Origin of the sequence: Campylobacter sp. BCW_4332, from assembly GCF_001763175.1 — a bacterium.
GTDB classification, from domain to species: domain Bacteria; phylum Campylobacterota; class Campylobacteria; order Campylobacterales; family Campylobacteraceae; genus Campylobacter_D; species Campylobacter_D jejuni.
In genome coordinates this window covers 165,139-187,693 of sequence record NZ_MJYF01000037.1, presented here as the reverse complement: position 1 = coordinate 187,693, position 22,555 = coordinate 165,139, and the positions used below count along the sequence as shown (strand labels likewise).

The window sequence follows — 22,555 nt, the reverse complement described above, 5'->3', positions numbered from 1 at the left end:
CTTAAAAAATATTTTACATTTAAAAAACATTAGATTATACAACGGAAATTCTTTGATATCGCTTTTTAGCTTATATTAAAAATTCCGTCCAATATTAATTTAATAAAGCTTTTTAATAATATTAAATATATATTATAAAAAATAAAATTAAAAAATAACTTTTTTATTATTAATATTATTTAAATATTTTATTTATAATTAATATACTTAAGAATATTATAATTACGCTTTCTTTTGATAATATTTACAGATATTGTTAAATAGTTAAAATATAATAATCAATATTTAAGGATATCTATGCCAGCCATTAAGCTTTTTAACTTCACGGGGAGGGGTGTAGAGAAATTTTGTTTTAAACTTTCTATTGTTACCTTCTTAAGCATCAATGCTTTTAGTCACTCAAGCAAATACTACAGACAATCGAAATTTCAATATTCCAGAGTATTATTTTAATGATAACAAACTTTATGATAAAACCAATTCTACTTATAAAAACCCCCAAGGTATAAATTATTATTCTAAGAGTTCTAAACATGATATTAACAATATTACTTTAATTTATAACAATACTAAAGTAAATATTATAAATATAAACGATTTAAATTTTAAACATTATTTACTTGCTTCTGATATGAGAGAAGATAAAGTTCTTTCTTTTAATAGTGTCAATACAGCTAATCATAGTAATAAAAACAGTTAGAGCACTTCCTTTTTTAATCATAGCAAAAACCGATTATGCTAATGCAAGTTATAATAAACTTATATTAGAACAAGGAGAACTTAGTTCAGTTTTTTATCTTAAACCTAAAGATACTCATATAAAAATCTTAGCAGTTCTAAAAGCAATCAACGCATGAATTTCTTAATGAGGTATAGAAACAAGCAAAGTAGATGGAGTAGAATTTGAAAATTTGCTAAACTTAATGTCAATCTTAACAATACTTATTTCTTTAATGATACCTTTACTCATCTTTTTAGCTTAAATTATCAACAAGTTATTAATGAATCTATTTATACTAGATAATAGTAAAACTATATCTTTAGTAGGTCCTTATGGAGTAAGGGTTTATAATAATGAAGATAGAGATAATGCTGTAGTAGCTAGCTTTGGACTTAGAATGACTACTCCTTTGAAAGATTTTTATATCACTCCTTTTTATGATATAGGTTATTCTTGGTGTGAGAATGTTTCTAAACTATATAGAGTAAGTGAAACAAACTATATGGATGCCTATGATTTGCAACTGCTTTATAATAAAACAGGAAATTTTTATGTTAAGCTTGATTTAGCTAAAGCTTTATAAAAATGATGATTATAGTTCTAAAGCTTATGTGAGTTTTGGGAAGTATTTTGAGTTTTTAAAAATTTATTTTTGATCAAATATTTAATACATATGAGATTTATATTGCCATAAAAGCTTTTAATGTTATAATTTAGCATTAAAAGCAAATGTCAAGGATAAAAATGCAAGAAAATTTACTCAAAAAACAATTTCTAAATCACCCTTTATACGCTAAAATTCAAGAACTTAAAGCTCTCAATCTTGCTTGTAATTTTTCTTTAGATGATAGTGTAAATTTATCTACAAATTCTCAAGCCAAAGATGAAATCCTAGCTATAACAAAAGAACTTAAACCATGGAGAAAAGGTCCTTTTAAAATAGACGATCTTTTCATCGATACAGAATGGCAAAGTTTTATTAAATTTAATATTTTAAAGCCTTTTATGAACGAAATTTCTCAAAAATGCGTTGCTGATATAGGCTGTAATAATGGTTATTATATGTTTAAAATGCTTGAATTTAATCCTGCAAAACTCATAGGTTTTGATCCTTCTATCAAATACCGTTTGCAATTTGAACTCATTAACGCTTTAGCTAAAACTCCTATAGAATACGAACTTTTAGGCGTAGAAGATCTTCCAAGCTATGGCTTGAAATTTGATGTGATTTTCTGTCTTGGGGTGATTTATCATAGAAGTGATCCTATAAAAATGCTAAAAGATTTAAAAGCAGGACTTAATAAAAATGGAGTTGTTTTTTTAGATACCATGTATATAGAAGATGAGAGAGAAATCGCTCTTGTGCCTAATAAAACTTATTCTAAAATTCCAAATATTTATTTTGTACCAAGCATTAGTGCATTAAAAAACTGGTGTGAAAGAGCAGGATTTATAGAATTTGAAGTTTTGGCTACAAAAAAAACCGATGAAAACGAACAAAGAAAAACAGAATGGATAGACTCTTTTTCGCTGGAAAATTTCTTAGATCCAAAGGATAAAAATCTTACCATTGAAGGCTATGAAGCACCCAAAAGAGTTTATGTGCGTATTGGGATATAAATTCTTTTTGCTTTTTGTCGATCTAGGCTTTAGATATTTTGAAGTAGATAAGTAGAATTTAAAGGTTAGATATGGCAAAAAAAGATAATTTTGAAGAATATGCACAACTTGAAGAATACGCATCTGCAGAAGATATATCTCGTGTTAGAGCAGAATTACTCACTTGTCCTGAATTAAACACTTCGCTTGCTGGAACCATTATAGAAATTGATAAAAACTATGCCAAATCAATTTTAATAACCACAAGCGAAATGGTAGCAGATGATCAAGGATTGATTTTTGATGCCTTTATTTTCGCTGCGGCAAACTATGTAGCACAAGCCTCTATCAATAAAGAATTTTCAGTGATTATTGGATCAAAATGTTTTTTTTATGCTCCGCTTAAATTAGGCGATGTTTTAGAACTTGAAGCTCATGCACTTTTTGACGAAACCTCCAAAAAAAGAGATGTAAAAGTGGTCGGGCATGTTAAAGAAATTAAAATGTTTGAAGGAACGATACAAGTTGTTAGCACTGATGAGCATATATTTAAACTCAAGCGTCCGCCACTTAATACTGTTAAACCTACAGAAAATCAAGAACAAGGTGCCAAAATCAACAATCCAGAAGCCGTAGCAGCTGCATTAATGGCCTCTGTGGGTGGAAAATAATCAAGGAGTCATTTTAATATCCACCCAATTCTTTGGGCAATCCTTATGATAAGTTCCACTTCCATCATAATATTCTTTGCAATCATCATAAAAACGATTTGAAATTCCTCTTTCATTTACAAAACATCCAGAAATTCCTAAAACTAATAGTATCATTAAAGTATATTTTTTCATGTTTTTCCTTAGAATTTATTGTGTTTTCTCCATTTATAAGGCTCTATAGGATTACCCTCTTTCCAAAGACCTAAATGATTTTTCTTAGCATTTTCTTGTTCTTTAATATAAGCATTACTATAGTAAGTATCAGCCCAAGCATAGCCTTTGCTTACTAAAAATTGATTAATATCAACATTATTAAGCTTTACAATGGCAACAATTCTACCATAAGTATCTTTATTTTTATAAATAATTTCAACTTGTTTACCGCTTAAAATTCTACTTAAAGCTTCTTTTGACTGCTTTCCAAAACTTTGTTTAAATTCTGGTGCATCTATACCAAAAAATCTTATTCTAGCGAGTTTGTTTTCATGATTAACTTCTATAGTATCTCCATCAATAATTCTAACTACTTTTCCTTCAAAACTAGAATTTTGGGCAATATAATTCTGGATAAAAACAACTACAAGAGTAAAAATTAATACAGAAAAAAGTTTTTTTGGATCACTTAGTAATTTTCTTAAATTAAATAATTTTTTATAATTTATTCTCATTTTTTAATCATTTTGCCTTTAAATTTTAAAAAATATGCCATAATTTTATCAAAACAAAGGAGATAAAATGCAAAATGTTATAGAAAATTTTAAACAATTATGTAAAATTCCTCATTGCAGTTATGAAACAGAACAAATGAAAGAATTTTTAAGCTCTTATGCTAAAGATAAAGGCTTTAAAGTGAGTGTAGATAAAGCAGGAAATATCCGTGCCATAAAAGGCAAACCAAAAATTTGCTTACAAAGCCATTATGATATGGTCTGTATGGGCGATGCACCAAACTTAGAAGTTTATGAAGAAAATGGCTTTTTAAGAGCCAAAAATTCAAGTCTTGGCGCGGATAATGGTATAGGTATAGCCATCATGATGAGTGCTATGGCTGAATTTGAAAATTTAGAGTGTCTTTTTACAAACGATGAAGAAGTAGGACTCATGGGAGTGAATTCACTCGAGCACACTTTAGAATCTAAAATGCTTTTAAATTTAGATCATGAAAGCGATGATGAGATCATGATAGGCTGTGCAGGTGGAGTAGATATAGAAGCTAGCTTGCCTTTTAATACCCTTAGAAAAAAGGGTAAAATTTATGAGCTTTGCGCGCAAAATTTTAAAGGTGGACACTCAGGCATAAATATCGTACGCAACGAAAAAAGCTCCATCAAAGAAATGGCTAAATTTATACAAGAAAATAAAGGAGAAATCATTTCTTTTGAAGGTGGAGAAAGAATCAATTCTATACCTAAACACGCCAAAGCTTTAGTGCATTTTAAAAATGAAGTAAAGAGCAATAACTGGATAAAATGCGATTTTAAAGAAGAAGGCGAATTTGAAATTTGCGATCAAAGTAACAAACTTTTAAGCCTTATAAATTCTTTTACTCATGGAGTTAGAGCTTATGATGAAAATCTAGGTATAGTTCAAACAAGCATTAACCTAGCTACTTTAAGAATGCAAGATAAACAAATCAAATTCGCACTTTTTGCAAGATCTAATATACTTGATGGACTTAAGCAAGTAGAATTTGAAACTTTAGAATTTTTCAAGGCTTTTGATTTTAAAGTAAGAAGTTTTAATTTCTATCCACCTTGGGAAGGCAAACCAAACGCACTTAGCGACATGGTTTTTAAAGCGCTTAAAAAAGTATCGCCTAATGTCAAAGTTTCAGCTATCCATGCAGGGCTTGAGTGTGGCATTATAGAGAAAAAACAAGAGCTTTTATGCGCTTCTATAGGTCCAAATATCCATAATCCTCATTCAACTGATGAGCATTGCGAAATCGCTTCAGTTGAAAAAATATCTAAGGTTGTTTTTGAAGTTTTAAAAGACAATGCTTAATTCTTTAATCTTGCTTCTTGCAAAAACGCGTTTTAACAAAAACACGCAAAATAAGGAGCAAGATCCGACTATAGCAAGATAAATACCTAAATACTCTTTATAAAAAGCATTAACTACAAAAGGGGTTAAAAAACCTAAAATCGCATAAGAAATATTATAAGCAAAACTAAGCCCACTAAATTTAAGTTCGCTTTTAAAAATTTGTGTCATAAAAACAGGTGCGAAAGTGATAATACCTTGTGTAAAACAAGCCAGTAAAAAATAAAATAAAAAATTCTCATCATAAAAACTAAAAAGCATACCAAAGATAATAAAAGCTATACTAAAAATAGAACAAATCCTATAGCTTCCCCATTTGCTTGCTAAAAAACCTTGAAATAAAGCTCCAAAAATCACCGCTAAAATAGCAAAATTTTGTACCCATAAAGCAGAAGTTTTACTCATAGCTAAAAGACTTTCAAAATACTTAGGCAAAATCATCAAAGTTGCCACACCGCTTGTTAAAACCATGGTCATTAAAAAACAAACAAGCATACTCATTTTATGAGTTTTTAAAGCTTCAAACAATGGAAAACTTAAAATTTTCTTTTCATTTTGAACTTTTACAAATTCTGGAGTTTCGCTGAGTTTATTTCTTAAAAACAAAGCTAAAATTCCAAAAAATCCTCCTATGATAAAAGGAATTCTCCAAGCATAGCTTTGAACTTCTTCTGGGGTAAAATAAGATCTTATGCCTAAAGTGGCAATATTTCCTAGCAATAAACCTATGGTTAAAGTCGCTGAAATAAAACCAAGAGCTAAAGGAATTTGACGTCCTTTGACAAATTCGCTCACATAAATCCAAGCTCCACTCACCTCAGTTCCAACGGCTAAACCTTGCAAAATACGAATAGTAAATAAAATCAAAGTAGCAAATATACCTATACTTTCATAACTTGGCAAAAAAGCTAAAGCAAAACTAGGCAAAACCATCAAAAGCATAGAAATATAAAAAATATTCTTTCTTCCATATCTATCAGCAAAATGTGCCATCACAATAGAACCAAAAGGACGCGCTAAATAAGCAGCACCAAAGGCTATATAAGCATTTATCTGCATCCAAAAAGCATCATTTTGCGGAAAGAATACCTTAGCAAAAATATCCAAAAAAAAGGCAAAAAGCACAAAATCATAAAATTCCAAAATTCCACCCAAAGAAGCATAAATAATATTTTTGTATTTTTTTTGCATATTTTATCCTAAATCAATATAAAGGGCAAAAAGCCCTTTGTTAAATTTTTCCACCTTTAATCACTACATCATCAGCCTTAACATCATCTCCAAAATGAGCTTTTAAAGTTTCATCATAAGCCTTGTGAAAAAACTGCTCTTGGCCTAGTTTAATGATCAAATTATCGATAAATTCTTTAAGTTCTTTATCGCCTTTTTTAACTGCTGGTGCGATAACATCTTTGTTGCCTAACTCTTTGATAGCCATTTTAAAATCAGGATGATCTTTCATCCAAGCAAAAAGCAAGGTATTATCATGACTTAAAGCATCGCCTCTTTTATCCATCAAAGCGGCAAAAGTTTCGGTATTTTGATCGTATTTTAAAGTTTTAATATTAGGATAATTTTGCGTAAAATACGCATCTGCTGTTGTGCCTTTGTTTAAAAGCAAGGTTTTATCTTTTAAATCTTCTACGCTAGTTATATTACTATCCCTTGGTACAGCTACGCCTAAAGCTACCTTCATATAAGGCAAGCAAAAATCAACCTGCTCGGCTCTTTCTGGAGTTTGAGTAAAATTAGCCAAAATAATATCTACTTTATTTGATTTTAAAAACTCAACCCTATTTGCAGCTTCAACAAGAACAAATTGCACCTTATTTTCATCGCCAAAAAGTTCTTTTGCTATGCGTTTAGCTAAAGCTATATCATAGCCTTGATTGTTTCCTTTTTCATCCACATAACCAAAAGGTGGTTTATCGCCAAATACCCCAATCCTAATAACTCCATTTTGCTTGATCTTATCAAGAGAATTTAAAGTTTTAGAGTCAGAATTTCCTCCACAAGCAGCCAATACTACTACAACAAAGGCCGTTAAAACACTTAGAAGTATTTTTTTCATACATTTCCTTTCTTTAAAATAAGCTTAAAGCTATTGCAAAATATATAATAATTGCAAAGTTAATTATACTTAAAATTATAAATAATGCATTTGAAACAAACTAAAAAGATTTTCCTATGTGTAAAAATGTAATTAATCTCACACTCTCTTTTAGCATTGTTTAAATTTTAAGTAAAAAAAGATATAATCTTTGTTTTAAAATTTTTAAGGAGAAAACTATGAAAAAAGGTATTTTTCTCTCTATTGGAATAGCTGTTTTGTTTTCAGCTTGCGGAAATTCCATAGATGAAAAAACAGTTAAAAAATATGAAAATCAACTAAATCAAACAGTTAAACAAGAAATTGCAAACCTTTCTCAGGATTCTGGAATAAAGATTGAATTTTCTGATTTTAAATGCAATGCAGATGGTGATTTTATAGCGTGTTTAAGTTCAAATTTCAAAACTCTTGCAAAAGATAACAACGATGAGTATCAAGAACTATTTCAAGCAAAAAATATCAAAATTCGCTCAAATGAAATTTACAAAGGCGAAGCAAATACATCAATTAACATTAAAGAATATTACAACGATCTTTTTAAAAACCAAAAAAGCATACAATCAAATTTGGTTTTTGAAGATTTTAAACTTGGAGAAAAAGTTGTTAGTGACATCAATGCAAGCTTATTTCAACAAGATCCAAAAATCAGCTCTTTTATCAATAAATTAAGCTCGGATTCTTATACTTTATCATTTGATAACTCCATAAACAAACAAGAAAACAATTATCTAGATAATCTTAATATAAAATTTTATAACGCAAAATTAAATTTCAATACAAATCTAAATATAAATCTAAAAGAAGATCTACTTAATTACCTTGATTCTAAGGGTATAAAATTTAACACTCAAACTTTAGCTATGGATGAACAAGCTATCAATGAACTTCTTAATATAGCAAACTACGAACAAGCTTCAGATTTTAGCAATACAATCCAAAAATACATCATCTTAAATAATTTTAAAATTGATTCAATTCTTAAAACCGAAGGCGTATTTAGTAGCTATATAGCAACTGCTAAGGAAAATTTACAAACCTTAAAAGCTCAAAGTCAAAATGAAGAACAAGCATTAATCTTTGATAAAGCTTTAGCTATTTTAAACAATATCACTCAAAATGATGATTATAAACTCAATCTTGATTTAAAATTTAAAAACATCCCTGTTAGTGACTATAGCACACAAGGAATCGACAGCATAGAAAAACTAAGCATCAATAATCAAGACGCCACAGAAGCGTTAAAAATTATACTTCCATTTATCATGTTTTCTATGTTAATGGGCGGAGCGTCATTTTAATCTTTAAGAGGAAATATTCCTCTTAAAGCCAATTATTCTTTATCAAAATATTCAAATTTTGCCTTATCTTTATCTCTTAAAACTTTAATATAACCAGCATTTCCAGAAATATCGACACCATTAATGTAAAACACATTAGGCTCTTCTAAAGAATTATGAATATCATACCCCATTTCCTTAGCTAATAATTTAGCAAGCTCATAATGAGTTGGCAATTTGTTTTGTTTTAGATAAGTTATAAAATCATCATTTTTAACATTAAAAGTGGTGGCAAAAATAGGAATATTAGCCACATTTGCACTTAAAAAAGAATGTCCATATTCAGCATGTCCATCTCTTCCTAATTCTCCCATAGCTTCTGCATGATCAGGTATAAAAATTACATAGGTTGGAATGCCACTTTTTTGACTTAATTCTTTAAAAACTTCAAATACACTAGAAATAAAATAATCGTTAAAAATCATAGCATTATCATAAGCATTTTCACGAGTCATTGGTTTAAAAACATCTGCTTTTTGATACGCTCTATAGCCTCTTTGATAAGGAGAGTGTGCATTTCTTTGATGCAGTATAACAAAATTTTTCCCATTTAAAAATTTATCTTGATTTTCTTTTAATTTTTCTAAAACCAACAAATCACCCAACTGTTTGTGTTCAAAATAATAATTTTCTCTTGTAAAAAATTCATCTAAATTTTCAGAACTTATATCACTAAGTTCACTAATGGTTTGCGCACTATAATAAAAAGTTTTAAATCCTGCTTTCTTAGCTAAATATACAAGATGTGTTTTCTCATTTAAAATATGCTTAATATTGTCTGGTTTATAAGCAATATTTAATAAGCTTGGTACAGCCACGCGAGTCAAAACAGCACTTGAAATTGCTCTTTTTGCCACAAAATTTTTATCATTTTTTGCCCATTCGCTAAGCAAAGGATTTGTATTTCTTTTATAGCCTAAAAGTCCTATGCGATTTGCATTAGTGCTTTCACCTAAAATTAAAACAACATTACGATCTGCTACGTTTTTATAATCATAAGTGTATTCAGGATAATCTGGTATAGGCGCTTGAGGCATGCGTAAATATAAGAAAAAATAACCGCTAAAAATTCTTAAAGTGTTATATAAAGAAATACTATCATTTTTGGGAGAAAAATTAGCAAGCCTATCGGTTTTATAAACTGCCTTATAAGGCAAGATGCTTAAAGCAAAAATCGCCAAAACTGTGGCAATAAAATTAGTTCTTCTTGAAATTTTAAAATAAAAAATACTTAAAATAACATAAGTAAGAACTATTATAACTATATGAATTAAGCCTTTAAATAATACCCCCCCCCGCTAAAGCCGTTTTAGCCACTTCTCCAAATTCAATAAACATTAAATGCAAAGAAAAGATATTTAAGGGTTTATTAAAATAATATAAATGCGAAAATTGGATACACTCCATCAGGGCAAAAAGTCCAAAGACGCAAACTATAAAAATCCTAGGACGTACCAAAGGAAAAATTAAAGCTGCCGCACCTAAAGCTAAAACACTATTCAACTCAAAACGAAATATATAGTCATTATAGAGTGAAAATAAAAATCCAGGTAAAATAAAAGCTATAAAAGTTATAGCTGCTAAAAAAAGATAACTTCTAAAAAAGATTTTCATATATTCCTTTCATTAAAAAGTTCAAAAATTTAGATTATAACTAAATAATAATAAATTTTAATTAAGCCAAAATTTACAAGCTTTTAGCTACCTTTATTAAAAAATAAATATTTAAGGAAAAATCTTGAAAATACTTTTCTCCCCTAGTGAAAGCAAAAATGCAAATTGCGTAAAAAATCCCATCAATGAAAACTCATTTATATTTAAAGAATTATTTCCATATAGAATGGAAGCTTTAAAGCATTATGAAGAATTTATCAAAAACGCAAGTTTACAGAATTTACAAGAACTTTTTGGCATTAAAAATGAAAATGAAATTGATAAATTTAAACACAACTTAAAACAAGCTCCCACTCAAGAAGCTATATTGCTTTATACTGGGGTAAGTTATGAATATCTTAATTTTAAAGCTTTAGATAAAAAAAGCCAAGCTTATATTTTAGAAAACACACTTATATTTTCTAATCTTTTTGGTGTTGTAAGAGCTAATGATACTCTACCCTTTTATAAATTCAAGCAAGGGGCTAAAATAGGAAATTTTGCCATAGAGAAATTTTATAAAGAACATTTTAGTAAAGCCTTAGATGAATACTTGGAAAATGAAGAAATACTTGATCTTAGAGCAGGATTTTATGATAAATTCTATACCCCAAAAAAGAAATTTTATACCTATAAATTTGTAAAAAATGGTAAAGTCATCAGTCATTTTGCTAAAGCTTACAGGGGAATTTTACTCTCCATAAGTGCAAAAAACCAAGTAAAAAATAATAAAGAGCTTTTAGCAAAACTTCCCTCAAACCTAAAACTCAAAGAAATTCAAATCAAAGGTTTAAAGGAAGAAATTGTGCTTGAAATTCTAGATTAGTTTTTATTTTAAGTATTTTAAAGCTAGCTTCGCATAATAACTTGCAACCCTAGCTAAAAGCTTATCATTAAAAACATAACTAGAATTATGTAAATAAATGTCGTTTTCATTTTCTAAAAAAGCATAGGCACATTTTTTCATTTCGCAAAAAAATCCAAAATCCTCACTTGCCATTAAAGGACGATGATTAAATTCACAATTTTTTTCGCCAAATAATTCTTTTGCAACCTCACTAGCAAAATCCACAGCTTCATCGTTGTTCATAGTCACTGGCGCAACAACATTTTTATTGATTTTAATTTCTATATCATTAGCCTGTGCAATACCTTTACAAATTTTATAAATTTTTTCTTCAGTTAGCTTTCTAGTTTCATTATCTAATGCTCTAACACTCATTTTAATCGTTGCATTATCTGGAATGATATTAAAAGCATGTCCTGCATTAAAAGCTCCTATACTTACAACTGCTGAATTTTGGGGATCAACATTGCGAGATACTATGCTTTGTAAAGCCACAACAAGCAAAGAAGCAGCATAAATAGGATCTTTTGCCTTTTCTGGAGCACTTCCATGACCACCTCTTCCAATAACTTCAATGCTATAATTATCCGAAGAAGCCATCATCGCACCTTTTTTAAGATAAAATTTCTTATCGCTACCAAAAGGCATATTGTGCCATCCAAAAACATAATCACTATCAAATTTTTCAAACAATCCATTTTCTATCATTGCCTTAGCACCACCCAAACCCTCTTCAGCAGGTTGAAAATAAAGATTTAGAGTGCCATTAAAATTCTGACTTGCTAAATACTTTGCAGCAAGCAATAAAGAAGTAGTATGTCCATCATGACCGCAAGCATGCATTACATTTTCTTTTTTGCTTTTATAAGGCAAATTTGTGCATTCTTGTAAAGGCAAAGCATCCATATCTGCACGAAGTCCTATTTTTTTATCGCTATTTCCCTTTTTTAAAACCCCCACAACACCTGTTTTTCCTATTTCCTCATAAACCTCATAACCAAATTCTTTTAATTTTTGTGCCACTAATTTTGCAGTACATAATTCATCAAAACCAAGCTCAGGATTTTCATGAATTTGATGACGAATTTTTTCAAATTCGCCTTGTAAGTCTAGTATTTCTGGAATTAAATTCATTCTATTTTTCTCCTTGTATAAAATTTTCTCTTCTAGGTAAAACAAATTGTGCTAAGATCGCTGAAATAAAAATCAAAGCAAAAATATAAACAAAACCCAAAGTAAAACTATGGGTTTTATCAACACTCCAAGATACTACCCATAGGTTAAATGATAGTATAACAAAGGTAATACTCCAAAAAGCACTCATAATATAAGCAGTTTGATTTGGATTAGAATTTTTTAATTCTGAAGGTAGATTAAAGAAAAATGGAAACCACATAGAATAAAAAATGCCTGATAACACAGCAAAAATCTGTATCAATACTAAATTTTGTAAAAACAACATACAAAATCCGCATATAAAAATACACGCTCCTCCAGACAATAGCATTATTTTAAAAGAAATATTTTTTCTTTTAAAAAATAATCCAAGATAAGGACCAAAAATAATAGCAAAATTAGCCAAGGCTGGAATTTCTTTTTTAGCAAAATCAGCTAATTCTTTACTAAAACCCGCATATTGCGCATAAAAAGTTGGTAAAAAAGTAAAAAGAGAATTTAAAAATAAAATAGGCCCTATGTAAAAAATAATCATACCCCAAGTAACACGAGATTTTAGAGCATAAATAAGATCTTTTGCATTATTCTTTTTTTCTTCTTTTTTATTCTCATCTTTACCTACAAAAAGCCACAAAATCAATAAAATCAAATTAATCCAAGCATAAAATGATAAAGAATCTCTCCAATTTCCAAAATAATTTGAGATACTTTCAGCTAAAACAAGTCCTAGGGTAATGCCTACCAAATTTGAAGTCATATTAAAACTAATTACAAAATGTAAAGCTTTTTTTTCAAACCATTGTTGTGCAATAGGCACTAAGCAAACTAAAGCACAAGCTGAACCGAGCCCTGTTAAAAATCTTATAATCAAAATACCACTATAACTATCTACAAAACTTAAAAAGATACCCGAACTCATTAAAATACAGCCTAAAAAATATCCCTTTTTTAATCCGAATTTATAAACCAAAAAAGCAGTAAATGAAGCACCAAAAATTTTCGCAACTACTATCATACTAGTGATTAAAGTAGCTTGCTGAGTATTTAGAGCAAGATCATTTGAAATCAAGGGCATTAAAGACCCTGTTGCTGCCCAAGAGATACTAAAAACAGCATAAACACTAAAAATAATAAATTCAACCCCAATGCGTCTAAAATGAAATAAAAGTGATTTTTCCATATTAAAATCCTTTTTGGATATTTATTAAAATATAACATAAAAAAATGAGATATTTATTATCTTTGATTATTTTTTAATTTAATTATTTTTTTATATATTTTTTTTGTTACTTTTTGAAAATTTATATATAAGTTTAAAGATAAAAAACTAAAATACAAAATAAAAACCCATAAAAGTTTTTTGAAGTATTTAAATGATATATTTCAAAATCTAGTTTTAAAAAGGAAAAATATGGAATTTTTAGCATTTATTTTTTTGATTATTATATTTTTATTTGTAGTCTTTATCATCGTTACTCGCTATGAAAAAAAGATAAAATTACTCAACCAAAACATACAAAATATGAAAGAAGATATAGCCGATCTTAAAGAAACAACTCAAAAAAATCGCTCTTTAATTGAAAAAAATCGCTCTAATATAGAAAATATAATAAAATAAAACTAAGAAAGATTTGCAATAAGTTTATAGTGCTTTTTCTGATTTATCATTAAAGTAAAAATTTTTTCACTTGAATTTTCGCTTTTATTTTTATAAATCATGCTTTTTAAAAACGGAAAAAGCATCGTACTAGAAGTTTTACCTTGTAAAATAATATGCATAGAACCTTTTAAAATTCCATACTTATAGCTCATACCGCTTGGAAATATATCAAGATTAAAACTTAAACTATCTTCATTACTATCATAATTTAAAATTTCAATTTTAACAAAACTAATTTCTTGATCTTCTTGAGATAAATTTTTAAAAATTTCAAGTTTTTCATGTTTTTTGATAGCAACAACTTCTTGCTTGCTTTCTTTAAAATCAGAAAGAAAATTTTCATTTTTAAAAATTCTTGAAAAAAATTTTAAATTTTTAAATTGCATACTTATTTGTTTTGTGTTTTCATGTATTATTTTTTCAGATTTTAAGATGTCATGTTTTATATTATCTTCTTGGTTTTGATTATCTTTGTTTGATTTCATGTCAAAATCTTCAACGATAATCATATCTTCACTATTACAAATATTAAAATGTTTTACAATTTCTTCAAAAGTAAAACTGTCATCACTAAATTCCAAAAGCTCTATATTTGAAGTGATAAAATCAACACCATCTCGTTCTTCAATCTTATCTTTAATCACAAAAGCATCAACACAAAAGCACGATCTTTGAATTTCATATTCAGAACTTTTGCCTTTAAATACTATCTTCATCATCACAAAGCTTTTGCTATAAGCTCTAAAGGACTAGCAAAAACAACCTTACTTGAATTTTGTTCTAATGCATTTGAAATTTGCATTCTACAAGCTGAACACTCGGCACTTACCACACTAGCCTTACTTTCATCGATCATTTGTGCTTTTTTAAGCCCTACACTTAAGGCTTTATCATAATAATCCGTTTGCATACTCACCCCGCCAAAACCGCAACAAGTATTAGAATTACTCATTTCCACAAAATGATAATTTGTTTTTAAAAGTTCTCTTGGCTCTTTAAAAACCCCTTGCATTTTTCTTGCATGGCAAGGATCGTGATAAGTAATGCTATAATTAAATTTATTTTTTGTTTTTAAAATTTCTTCCAAAGAAGTAAATTTATAAAAATACTCGCTAGCCATATATATCTTAGATGACACACATTTTGCGCGTTTTGCCCAGTCTAAATCATTTTGCATTATAAAAAAATGTTCATAATCTATCTTTAACATAGCCGAACAAGTGGCCTCAGGAACTATAATAGCATCTAATTTTTCTAATTTTTTTTCAAAATACTCAATATTTTTTTTAGCCAAAACTTCAACACTTTTAAAATCACCCGTAAAAAATTGCGGCGCTCCACAACACACTTGTTCTTTCATCAAATCCACATTGATTTTTAATTCCCTAGTGATTTTAAGCACTGCATTAGCCGTATCTATGTAAAAATAATTCGCCAAACAACCTACAAAAAAACCTATTGTTTTTTCTCCATCATTATTGATAAATTTTGGATTAGAATTTAAGAAACTTTTTTTATTAAAACTTGTAAGTAATCTTCCCTTTTTAACAAAAGGCATGGAAAATCTTGCCTTCATACCTGTATTTTCATTCTCATTTTGAATTTTAAACGCACAACTTTGAAACACATAGCCAAGCTTAGCTACCAAATCTAAAATTGTGCGTCTTCTTAAAAAGAAAAAAATAAGTTTTTTATACCAAGCTATACCAAATTTTTTAGCTATGTCATAACGAACTTCTTCTATGGCATTATCTACTCTTAATTTACTTGGACACACTTCAACACAATTGGTACATAAAAAACAAGATTCAAAAACTTTCTTAGCTTCTTTATCAAGTTCTAGAATTCCCTCTTTATAAGCAGATAAAAGATCTAAAAATCCTCTTGGACTGGTAATTTCATCGCGATTTTCTTCATGTATAGTACAAACAGGTATACATTTGCCACATTTAACACAAGCATCACTTATTTGACTAAATTTCATCTTACACCGTTTTTGAGAATACTTTTTTATCTTCACTAATGTTTTTCATATAAGCATCAAAACACATAGCAATATTTCTTATAAGCAAAACACCTGTTTCATTGACTTTGATAAAATTTTCATCAAAATTAATAAAATCTTTGTATTCTTCTAAAGCTTTTAAATCCTCTTTAAAATACTCCTGAAAATCAATGCAAAATTCTTTTTCTATTGACTTGATATCAAGCTTAAAATTTGCCATTAACTCCATAATCACTGCTTTTCTAAGCTCATCATCATCGCTTAAAGCTACGCCTCTTTCAAAAGGCAAAACTCCTCTATCTAATGCAGCCTCATAACTTGACATATCTTTAAAATTTTGCGCATAATGTCTTTGTCCTTCGCCTATACTTGTAAGCCCAACACCGACTAAATCAGCACCACCTTTAGTAGTATAACCTTGGAAATTTCTATGTAAAGTTCCATTTTCTAAAGCTTTAAAAAGCTCATCATTTTCTTTTGCAAAATGATCCATACCTATCATTTTATAGCCGTTTTTACTCAAAAAATTCTCACAAAATTCTAAAATTTCAAGTTTAACATCAGGACTTGGCAAGGTATTTTCATCAAATTTTCTCATATTTTTCTTAAGCCAAGGCACATGAGCGTAATTAAAAATCGCCAAACGATCAGGATTTAAAAGCATAACTTTTTCTAAAGTTTGTGTAAAGCTTTGTAAATTTTGATAAGGCAAACCATAAATTAAATCCATATTTACAGACTTTATGCCTTTACTTCTTACAAGATTTAAAGCATTTTGTGTTAATTCAAAAGGCTGGATGCGATGAATTTCTTTTTGAACTTTTTCATCAAAATCCTGCACTCCAAAGCTGATACGATTAAAGCCATTTTGTGTTAAAACTGTGGCTTGTTCGTCATTTAAAAAACGCGGATCGATCTCACAGCTAATCTCTGCATCTTTAGAAAAATTTCTAAAAATAGATCTGATTTTTAAAATCAAATTTTGAAGTTGTTTAGCACTAAAAAAAGTTGGAGTTCCGCCCCCAAAGTGCATTTGCACCACTTCTCTTTTAGTATCTAAAATAGTACTTAAAATATCAAGCTCTTTAAAAATATAAGTTAAATACCTTTCTTTACTCTCTTCTTTGGCTGTATAAATAACATTGCAACCACAAAAATAACAGGCACTCCTACAAAATGGTAAATGAAAATAAAGCGATAAAGACCTATCTTGCTTTTTTAAAATTTCTATATATTCTTCATATTTGAAATTTGTATTAAACTCTACTGCTGTAGGATAAGAAGTATAGCGTGGTCCTGCTTTAGAGTATTTTACAAAAGCTTTATAATCTCTCATTTTGATTTACCCTTTCTATCATCGCTTGCATATCTACAAATAAATTTGGATGCTCTTGTTTGATTTTAGAGATTAATTTTTCAAGATCAATACCAACTTCCATAGTACCATTTTGTGCCTTTTGCTTGATTTCATCCATGGCAACTGTCCAAACATCGTTAAAATCTACAGGAATTTGTTGATAAATCGCCTTTTCTAAACGCAATTCAAAATTCTCTTTTTGACTTTGTTTTAAACTTTCAAGTATATTCTTAAGACTTTGTAAAGAAAGCAAAGTGTGAATTTCATCGTTTTCATCAATCACAAACCAAGGCTCAGGAGAATCAAAACTTCCATTTTCAAGAACTAAACATTTTTCGTTTTCATTCTCGCTTTGCTTCATTTTAAAAATCGTTCTATCTTTTTTCTTTATTCCTAGATTTTGACTAAATTCATCAATGCGTTTTAAGCAAATGCTATACTTTTCTAGCTCTTTCATTCTCTTCCTCTCTGATTAATCCAAAAAGCAAAGCAAGGCTTTTACCACATAAAGGCGATTTCTTGCTTCTTTAAAAATCACATCTGCATGTTTTTCAAAAATTTCTTCACTCACTTCATAACCCCTATAAGCAGGCAAACAATGAAGCAATATCGCGTCTTTATTGGCAACGCTCATAGCCTTCTCATCGATTATAAATCCTTCAAATTCTTTAATCTTGCGTTCTTTTTCATTCTCTTCACCCATAGAAACCCAAGTATCGGTGATGACTACATCTTTATCCTTTAAGGCTTCAAATTTATCATGACTTAAGGAAATTTTGGCTCCTGAAATCAAAGCCTGTTTCATAGCAAATTCCCAAATTTCAGGGCTAATTTTATAGTTTTTTGGTATAGCTATACTAAATTCAAAGCCCAAAATCGCAGCCGCAATAAGCCAAGAATTGCACATATTGTTACTATCTCCGATAAAAGCAACTTTTGCTATACCATTTTGCATCTTATTCCATTCTTTGATAGTAAGCAAATCTCCTAAAACCTGAGTAGGGTGATAAAGCTCGCTTAAAGCATTGATCACAGGGGCTTTAGAATATCTTGCAAATTCGAGTAAAGTTTCATGTTTATTGACTCTCATCATCACAAAATCAACCATCGCCCCTATCACCCTAGCTGTATCCTTTACAGGCTCGCCACGACTAAGTTGTAAATCATTGCTATTTAAAAATAAAGCCTTTCCGCCAAGCTCTGTTATGGCTAATTCAAAAGCCATTCTTGTTCTTGTAGAATTTTTCTCAAAAATCATTGCTAAAGTTTTATCTTGTAAAAGTTTTTTAGGCTCTTTTTTAAGCTCGCTAGCATGATTTACAAGGCTTAAAATTTCCTCCTTAGAAAAATCTCTTAAAGTTAAAAAATGTTTCATTTTTCTCCTTTTAACATTTTAGCTAATTCTTTGGCATGATAAGTGATGATAAGCTTTGCCCCTGCTCTTTTAAAAGCTATCATAGTTTCATATAAGATTTTTTCATAATCAATCACTCCCGCATTTTTAGCTGCCTTTAGCATAGCATATTCTCCGCTTACATTATAAACACACAAAGGCAAGTTAGAATAAAGGGATATTTCTTTAATTACATCAAGATAAGCAAGAGCGGGTTTTACCATTAAAATATCAGCTCCTTGTGCTTCATCTTCTAAGCTTTCTTCTAAAGCTTCTTTACCATTAGCAAAATCCATTTGATAGCTTTTTCTATCTCCATAACTTGGAGCTGACTCTGCTACATCTCGAAATGGCCCATAATAACTTGATGCAAATTTAGTAGAATACGCCATTATAGGCAAATTTTCAAAACCTTCTTTATCTAAAGCTTCACGCAAAGTAGTGATAATACCATCCATCATCCCACTAGGTGCTATCATATCTACCCCTGCTCTTGCGTGAACTAAGGCTTGTTTGGCTGAAATTTCTAAAGTGGCATCATTATCTACGCTTTTTGTTTTTGGATCGATAAACCCACAATGCCCGTGATCTGTGTATTCACAAAAACAAAGATCGCTAATTACAAAAAGATCTGGAAAATTTTTTTTAATCTCTCTTATACTTCTTGCAACAAGCCCTTCATCATCTAAAGCATCGCTTCCACAACTGTCTTTTTTCTCATTTTCCAAAACGCCAAAAAGTATAATGGCTTTAATGCCTAAATTAACTACATTTTGACACTCTTTTAAAATTTCATCTAAACTCATTTGAAACACATCGGGCATAGAAGAAATTTCTTTTTTTATCCCTGTTCCATTAACCACAAAAAGCGGATAAATCAAATCATTTACACTTAAAGAATTTTCCCTTACCATAGATCTTAAGTTTTCATTAAACCTTAATCTTCTAAATCTTTTAAACATTTTTTTGTCCTTTTTTTGCTAAAATCTTAACATAAATTTGATTATAGAGAGTAGTAAATGAAAATAAAAATTTCAGAAATTGCGAATTTACCTAGCAAATGGGGAAATTTCCAAATACAAAGTTTTAAAGAAAATGATAAAGAACATTTATGTATATTTAAAAATACTCCAAAAGACACACTCAATCTAAGAATTCATTCAGAGTGCTTAACAGGAGATGCTTTAGGAAGTTTAAAATGTGACTGCGGAGAACAGCTTGAATTTTCACTCAAATATATAGAAAAAAACGGCGGAATGGTGATTTATCTTAGACAAGAAGGAAGAGGTATAGGACTTTTTAACAAGGTTAATGCTTATGCTTTACAAGATAAAGGTTTTGATACGATTAAAGCAAATCATCAGCTTGGCTTTAAAGCCGATGAGAGAACTTATGAAATTGTAGAATTTATACTCAAACACTATGAAATTTCTAAGGTTAATTTACTCACAAATAATCCCGAGAAACTAGAGTCCATTAAGGAAAAAATCATCACACGCATACCGATTTTAATAGAACCTAACCGTTTTAATGTAGAATATTTAAACATAAAACAAACTCAAATGGGACATCTTAAATAAATGATTTTTAAAGATTATGATTTTTTACAACACTACGATTTAAAAAACTTTAAAGAAAAGGTAAAAATTTATAAAGAATTATTATCTAAATTTAACCGCATTCACAATCTTACTCATTTAAAAAATATAGATGAAAATATCTTTGATAGTATTAAAATTTTAGATTTTTATGATTTTTCTAAAGCAAAAAATATTGCCGATATAGGAAGTGGTGCAGGATTTCCAGCTGTATTTTTAGCCTTTTTACTGCAAAGCAATTTTCATCTTTTCGAACCCAATCCCAAAAAAGCTGCCTTTTTGCGGACACTAAAAATAGAATGCGAACTTTCAAATTTACATATTTACAAAGAAAAAGTTCAAGAGTGTAAAAATACCTTTAAAGCCGATATCATCACTTCAAGAGCCTTAATGGATGTCAAGCCTTTGCTTGAAATTTGCAAAAATCTAAAAGATGAAAATACAATTTTTATTTTATGGAAAGGCAGTGAAATTTATCAAGAACTTGAAAATATAAAAAATTATGAAATTTTTGAAAATAATTTAAGAAAATACTGTATTTTAAAGTAGCCCTAAGGCTACTTTTTATTCTGCTAAATCAGCATTAAAACTGATATCAACCAAAGGCCAAGAGATTCCACCATGTCCTGGAGCAGCATCACTTAATGCTTTTAATGCTTTAGAACCATTTTTAAAAGTATGCAAATCAAGCTGCCCTTTAGCTTCAAATTTATTATCTTTGATAGTATAAGTTAAAGGTACAATAGTACTTTTTTTATCCATGGTAATTTTTGCTGAAATAACGCCTTTGTTTTCACCTACAATCACATCTTGGAAAACAACTTTAATATCTGCATTTCCCAATAAAGCAGGAAAAAACACTTTTGTGATATTATTGGTTATAACATCATTGCCTTCACCCATAAAAGCATTACTTGGCTTTATAGTAGCTTTAGCTCCTTTAAGATAACTTGCAAAATCCTTTGTATTTTTAGAAAATTTATATTCTACATTCTTAAATTCACCTTCTACTCCTACCATATCCTTAGTTTTATACCCTTCAAAAGATATTTTTAAACTATCTTCTTTAAAAGATACGGCACTTAAAGCAGATGCTAATAAACAAGAACTTAAAATACTTAAAACAATTTTTTTCATTTTAACTCCTTCAAAATGAGATTTTATTAAACAAAAACAATTATATTATCACTTGATTAATAAAAATAAATTTTTTCAAAAAATAATTGTTATTACCAAAGTATATCTTTAAAAGTCAAAGTTAAAAAATATCCTCCAAAAATCAAAACAAGCCCTAAAACAAAAGCCAAACCAAATACTCTAGAGCCACTCTTTAAAAATTTTTTAAAGTCAATTTGCAAACCTAAAGCTGCCATAGCAAAAACAATACATAAAGTACAAAGTGTTTTACCTAAAGAAATAATATCACTCGTAGCAATACCTAAAATACTTTCTTTAGTTGCTAGATATGTATTTAAAACTATCATACCTAAAAATGCGAATGCAAAATAAGGAATAGTAATACTTTTTGCAGTTTTTCCACTGCTTGAATGCTGATTTTTAGCAAAAAAATAAGTCACTATAAGCAAAAAAGGCACAAGTAAAATCACTCTCATCATTTTTATAATCACTGCAACATTAGAAGCACCTTGCTCAAATCCTGCCATATCTTTTGCCATTTCAGCGGCACCTGCAACATTTGCCACTTCATGCAAAGTAGCCCCCATAAAAACCCCCATAGCATTTTGATCAAAAAAAGGAAAAAGATTTAAAGAAAAAGCTATAGGATACAAAAACATAAACACAAGTCCAAAAATCACCACCGTACCTACAGCTAAAATTCCTTTAAAAGGATCACTTTTTAAACTTGACTCCAACGCTAAAACCGCTGCCGCACCGCAAATCGCACTTCCGGCTCCAACAAGCATAGAAGTTTCTTTATCGAGTTTAAAAATTTTCATTCCTACAAATAAAGCAATAATAAAAACAAAAAATATCACTATAGCAGAAAGTAAAAACCCTTTCAACCCTACACTTAAAAGCTCAGTTAAAGTAATATTAAAACCATATAAAACAATACCGAGTCTTAAAAGCTTTTTTGCACTAAAATGCACTCCAGCTTGAAAATGATGTTGGTATTTAAAAAACCAAGGAGAGAGCAACACTCCTATGATGATAGCAAAAGCAGTCGCTGCCAAATGAGTAGTATCTTTGATACTTTGAACACTAGAAAAATACATAGCAAAAATCACTATACAAGCAGTAAAAAGCAAACCCTTAAAATTTGAACGCACTATAGCCATGCTATGTGCTAAAAAACTTGTTTTCATTTATTTTCCTTTTTCT

Annotated in this window: 23 protein-coding genes and 3 pseudogenes; 10 read left to right on the top strand and 16 right to left on the bottom strand. The window is 29.3% G+C overall.

The genetic code is table 11. The annotated features are described in order from the left end of the window. Positions 1-297: 297 nt before the first annotated feature. The 4 genes and pseudogenes from AJN64_RS09740 to AJN64_RS04100 all read left to right on the top strand — a co-directional run. Positions 298-868, top strand: a pseudogene (locus AJN64_RS09740) (hypothetical protein); the annotation flags it as partial. Between the two features lie 39 nt (positions 869-907). Then, positions 908-1,377 (top strand): annotated as a pseudogene (locus tag AJN64_RS04110) (ShlB/FhaC/HecB family hemolysin secretion/activation protein); the annotation flags it as partial. 73 nt (positions 1,378-1,450) lie between these two features. Continuing rightward, complete coding sequence (cmoB, locus tag AJN64_RS04105; RefSeq protein WP_083271913.1) at positions 1,451-2,341, top strand: tRNA 5-methoxyuridine(34)/uridine 5-oxyacetic acid(34) synthase CmoB; 891 nt, start codon at positions 1,451-1,453, stop codon at positions 2,339-2,341. 71 nt (positions 2,342-2,412) lie between these two features. Beyond that, a complete protein-coding gene (locus tag AJN64_RS04100) occupies positions 2,413-2,991 on the top strand; it encodes a hypothetical protein (protein ID WP_002873190.1) in 579 nt (192 codons plus the stop codon). On the opposite strand, the gene AJN64_RS04095 is transcribed toward AJN64_RS04100, so the two are convergent. Together AJN64_RS04095 and AJN64_RS04090 are read right to left on the bottom strand one after the other, a co-directional pair. Then, positions 2,992-3,165, bottom strand: coding sequence for a hypothetical protein (locus AJN64_RS04095; protein ID WP_044779503.1), 174 nt, complete (start codon positions 3,163-3,165; stop codon positions 2,992-2,994). A gap of 8 nt (positions 3,166-3,173) precedes the next feature. Beyond that, complete coding sequence (locus AJN64_RS04090) at positions 3,174-3,701, bottom strand: thermonuclease family protein (RefSeq protein ID WP_070292728.1); 528 nt, start codon at positions 3,699-3,701, stop codon at positions 3,174-3,176. Between the two features lie 67 nt (positions 3,702-3,768). Here AJN64_RS04090 and AJN64_RS04085 point away from each other — a divergent pair, with 67 nt between their 5' ends. Continuing rightward, entirely contained in the window at positions 3,769-5,037 is a 1,269-nt protein-coding gene (locus AJN64_RS04085; protein ID WP_070292727.1) for a M20/M25/M40 family metallo-hydrolase, read from the top strand. On the opposite strand, the gene AJN64_RS04080 is transcribed toward AJN64_RS04085, so the two are convergent. Both AJN64_RS04080 and AJN64_RS04075 read right to left on the bottom strand, forming a co-directional pair. Beyond that, complete coding sequence (locus AJN64_RS04080; RefSeq protein WP_070252668.1) at positions 5,020-6,267, bottom strand: MFS transporter; 1,248 nt, start codon at positions 6,265-6,267, stop codon at positions 5,020-5,022. The two genes, AJN64_RS04085 and AJN64_RS04080, sit on opposite strands and share 18 nt — an antisense overlap. 40 nt (positions 6,268-6,307) lie before the next feature. Further along, positions 6,308-7,147, bottom strand: coding sequence for a cysteine ABC transporter substrate-binding protein (locus AJN64_RS04075; protein ID WP_070292726.1), 840 nt, complete (start codon positions 7,145-7,147; stop codon positions 6,308-6,310). A gap of 218 nt (positions 7,148-7,365) precedes the next feature. Here AJN64_RS04075 and jlpA point away from each other — a divergent pair, with 218 nt between their 5' ends. Beyond that, positions 7,366-8,484 carry a lipoprotein adhesin JlpA gene (gene jlpA, locus AJN64_RS04070; protein WP_070292725.1) on the top strand — a complete coding sequence of 373 codons (1,119 nt, stop codon included), beginning with the start codon at positions 7,366-7,368 and terminating at the stop codon, positions 8,482-8,484. 32 nt (positions 8,485-8,516) lie between these two features. On the opposite strand, the gene AJN64_RS04065 is transcribed toward jlpA, so the two are convergent. Together AJN64_RS04065 and AJN64_RS04060 are read right to left on the bottom strand one after the other, a co-directional pair. After that, positions 8,517-9,704, bottom strand: coding sequence for a phosphoethanolamine transferase (locus AJN64_RS04065; RefSeq protein ID WP_070292724.1), 1,188 nt, complete (start codon positions 9,702-9,704; stop codon positions 8,517-8,519). Between the two features lie 97 nt (positions 9,705-9,801). Then, positions 9,802-10,137 carry a hypothetical protein gene (locus AJN64_RS04060; protein WP_044779508.1) on the bottom strand — a complete coding sequence of 112 codons (336 nt, stop codon included), beginning with the start codon at positions 10,135-10,137 and terminating at the stop codon, positions 9,802-9,804. Positions 10,138-10,261: 124 nt separating this feature from the next. Here AJN64_RS04060 and AJN64_RS04055 point away from each other — a divergent pair, with 124 nt between their 5' ends. After that, the gene (locus AJN64_RS04055) at positions 10,262-11,002 is read left to right on the top strand and encodes a YaaA family protein (RefSeq protein ID WP_002861724.1); all 741 of its coding nucleotides are present in this window, start codon (positions 10,262-10,264) and stop codon (positions 11,000-11,002) included. A gap of 3 nt (positions 11,003-11,005) precedes the next feature. Here the strand turns inward: AJN64_RS04055 and AJN64_RS04050 are convergent, their stop codons facing one another. Both AJN64_RS04050 and AJN64_RS04045 read right to left on the bottom strand, forming a co-directional pair. Then, positions 11,006-12,157 carry a M20 aminoacylase family protein gene (locus AJN64_RS04050; protein WP_070292723.1) on the bottom strand — a complete coding sequence of 384 codons (1,152 nt, stop codon included), beginning with the start codon at positions 12,155-12,157 and terminating at the stop codon, positions 11,006-11,008. A 1-nt stretch (position 12,158) separates the two neighbouring features. After that, the gene (locus tag AJN64_RS04045; RefSeq protein WP_002861726.1) at positions 12,159-13,379 is read right to left on the bottom strand and encodes a CynX/NimT family MFS transporter; all 1,221 of its coding nucleotides are present in this window, start codon (positions 13,377-13,379) and stop codon (positions 12,159-12,161) included. A gap of 231 nt (positions 13,380-13,610) precedes the next feature. Here AJN64_RS04045 and AJN64_RS04035 point away from each other — a divergent pair, with 231 nt between their 5' ends. Continuing rightward, on the top strand, positions 13,611-13,817 hold the full coding sequence (locus AJN64_RS04035) for a membrane protein (protein ID WP_002853356.1): 207 nt from the start codon (positions 13,611-13,613) through the stop codon (positions 13,815-13,817). A 2-nt stretch (positions 13,818-13,819) separates the two neighbouring features. Here the strand turns inward: AJN64_RS04035 and AJN64_RS04030 are convergent, their stop codons facing one another. The 6 genes and pseudogenes from AJN64_RS04030 to hemB all read right to left on the bottom strand — a co-directional run bounded on the left by AJN64_RS04030 (position 13,820) and on the right by hemB (position 19,576). Further along, on the bottom strand, positions 13,820-14,581 hold the full coding sequence (locus AJN64_RS04030; protein WP_079396323.1) for a DUF5416 family protein: 762 nt from the start codon (positions 14,579-14,581) through the stop codon (positions 13,820-13,822). Beyond that, positions 14,578-15,843 (bottom strand): (Fe-S)-binding protein, encoded by a 1,266-nt coding sequence (locus AJN64_RS04025; RefSeq protein WP_053872888.1) that lies wholly within the window; start codon positions 15,841-15,843, stop codon positions 14,578-14,580. Before AJN64_RS04025 ends, AJN64_RS04030 begins: the two co-directional genes overlap by 4 nt. A gap of 1 nt (position 15,844) precedes the next feature. Further along, positions 15,845-17,200, bottom strand: coding sequence for an oxygen-independent coproporphyrinogen III oxidase (hemN, locus tag AJN64_RS04020; protein WP_004305706.1), 1,356 nt, complete (start codon positions 17,198-17,200; stop codon positions 15,845-15,847). Beyond that, a complete protein-coding gene (locus tag AJN64_RS04015) occupies positions 17,187-17,678 on the bottom strand; it encodes a DUF2603 domain-containing protein (protein ID WP_070210225.1) in 492 nt (163 codons plus the stop codon). The genes hemN and AJN64_RS04015 overlap by 14 nt, the downstream gene beginning before the upstream one ends. Beyond that, a pseudogene (gene argF / locus AJN64_RS04010) lies at positions 17,675-18,596 on the bottom strand (ornithine carbamoyltransferase). Before argF ends, AJN64_RS04015 begins: the two are co-directional and overlap by 4 nt. After that, a complete protein-coding gene (gene hemB, locus AJN64_RS04005; RefSeq protein ID WP_004305703.1) occupies positions 18,593-19,576 on the bottom strand; it encodes a porphobilinogen synthase in 984 nt (327 codons plus the stop codon). Before hemB ends, argF begins: the two are co-directional and overlap by 4 nt. Before the next feature lie 57 nt (positions 19,577-19,633). Between hemB and ribA the strand changes: the two genes are divergently transcribed. Both ribA and rsmG read left to right on the top strand, forming a co-directional pair. Then, entirely contained in the window at positions 19,634-20,194 is a 561-nt protein-coding gene (gene ribA / locus AJN64_RS04000) for a GTP cyclohydrolase II (RefSeq protein ID WP_002854114.1), read from the top strand. Then, positions 20,195-20,761, top strand: a complete 567-nt coding sequence (gene rsmG / locus AJN64_RS03995; RefSeq protein WP_004305702.1) for a 16S rRNA (guanine(527)-N(7))-methyltransferase RsmG — start codon at positions 20,195-20,197, stop codon at positions 20,759-20,761. Positions 20,762-20,776: 15 nt separating this feature from the next. On the opposite strand, the gene AJN64_RS03990 is transcribed toward rsmG, so the two are convergent. Both AJN64_RS03990 and AJN64_RS03985 read right to left on the bottom strand, forming a co-directional pair. After that, the gene (locus AJN64_RS03990; protein ID WP_002861734.1) at positions 20,777-21,349 is read right to left on the bottom strand and encodes a hypothetical protein; all 573 of its coding nucleotides are present in this window, start codon (positions 21,347-21,349) and stop codon (positions 20,777-20,779) included. A gap of 92 nt (positions 21,350-21,441) precedes the next feature. Further along, positions 21,442-22,539 carry a YeiH family protein gene (locus AJN64_RS03985; RefSeq protein WP_044780252.1) on the bottom strand — a complete coding sequence of 366 codons (1,098 nt, stop codon included), beginning with the start codon at positions 22,537-22,539 and terminating at the stop codon, positions 21,442-21,444. Positions 22,540-22,555: the final 16 nt, after the last annotated feature.

Bases quoted from the DNA above. Each gene is read 5' to 3' on its own strand.
- AJN64_RS04095 (WP_044779503.1), bottom strand. From the start codon at position 3,165: ATGAAAAAATATACTTTAATGATACTATTAGTTTTAGGAATTTCTGGA.
- AJN64_RS04060 (WP_044779508.1), bottom strand. From the start codon at position 10,137: ATGAAAATCTTTTTTAGAAGTTATCTTTTTTTAGCAGCTATAACTTTT.
- hemN (WP_004305706.1), bottom strand. From the start codon at position 17,200: ATGAGAGATTATAAAGCTTTTGTAAAATACTCTAAAGCAGGACCACGC.
- AJN64_RS04100 (WP_002873190.1), top strand. From the start codon at position 2,413: ATGGCAAAAAAAGATAATTTTGAAGAATATGCACAACTTGAAGAATAC.
- AJN64_RS04025 (WP_053872888.1), bottom strand. From the start codon at position 15,843: ATGAAATTTAGTCAAATAAGTGATGCTTGTGTTAAATGTGGCAAATGT.
- AJN64_RS04090 (WP_070292728.1), bottom strand. From the start codon at position 3,701: ATGAGAATAAATTATAAAAAATTATTTAATTTAAGAAAATTACTAAGT.
- jlpA (WP_070292725.1), top strand. From the start codon at position 7,366: ATGAAAAAAGGTATTTTTCTCTCTATTGGAATAGCTGTTTTGTTTTCA.
- hemB (WP_004305703.1), bottom strand. From the start codon at position 19,576: ATGTTTAAAAGATTTAGAAGATTAAGGTTTAATGAAAACTTAAGATCT.
- AJN64_RS04015 (WP_070210225.1), bottom strand. From the start codon at position 17,678: ATGAAAGAGCTAGAAAAGTATAGCATTTGCTTAAAACGCATTGATGAA.
- cmoB (WP_083271913.1), top strand. From the start codon at position 1,451: ATGTCAAGGATAAAAATGCAAGAAAATTTACTCAAAAAACAATTTCTA.
- AJN64_RS03990 (WP_002861734.1), bottom strand. From the start codon at position 21,349: ATGAAAAAAATTGTTTTAAGTATTTTAAGTTCTTGTTTATTAGCATCT.
- AJN64_RS04035 (WP_002853356.1), top strand. From the start codon at position 13,611: ATGGAATTTTTAGCATTTATTTTTTTGATTATTATATTTTTATTTGTA.
- AJN64_RS04045 (WP_002861726.1), bottom strand. From the start codon at position 13,379: ATGGAAAAATCACTTTTATTTCATTTTAGACGCATTGGGGTTGAATTT.
- AJN64_RS04085 (WP_070292727.1), top strand. From the start codon at position 3,769: ATGCAAAATGTTATAGAAAATTTTAAACAATTATGTAAAATTCCTCAT.
- rsmG (WP_004305702.1), top strand. From the start codon at position 20,195: ATGATTTTTAAAGATTATGATTTTTTACAACACTACGATTTAAAAAAC.
- AJN64_RS04050 (WP_070292723.1), bottom strand. From the start codon at position 12,157: ATGAATTTAATTCCAGAAATACTAGACTTACAAGGCGAATTTGAAAAA.
- AJN64_RS04075 (WP_070292726.1), bottom strand. From the start codon at position 7,147: ATGAAAAAAATACTTCTAAGTGTTTTAACGGCCTTTGTTGTAGTAGTA.
- AJN64_RS03985 (WP_044780252.1), bottom strand. From the start codon at position 22,539: ATGAAAACAAGTTTTTTAGCACATAGCATGGCTATAGTGCGTTCAAAT.
- ribA (WP_002854114.1), top strand. From the start codon at position 19,634: ATGAAAATAAAAATTTCAGAAATTGCGAATTTACCTAGCAAATGGGGA.
- AJN64_RS04080 (WP_070252668.1), bottom strand. From the start codon at position 6,267: ATGCAAAAAAAATACAAAAATATTATTTATGCTTCTTTGGGTGGAATT.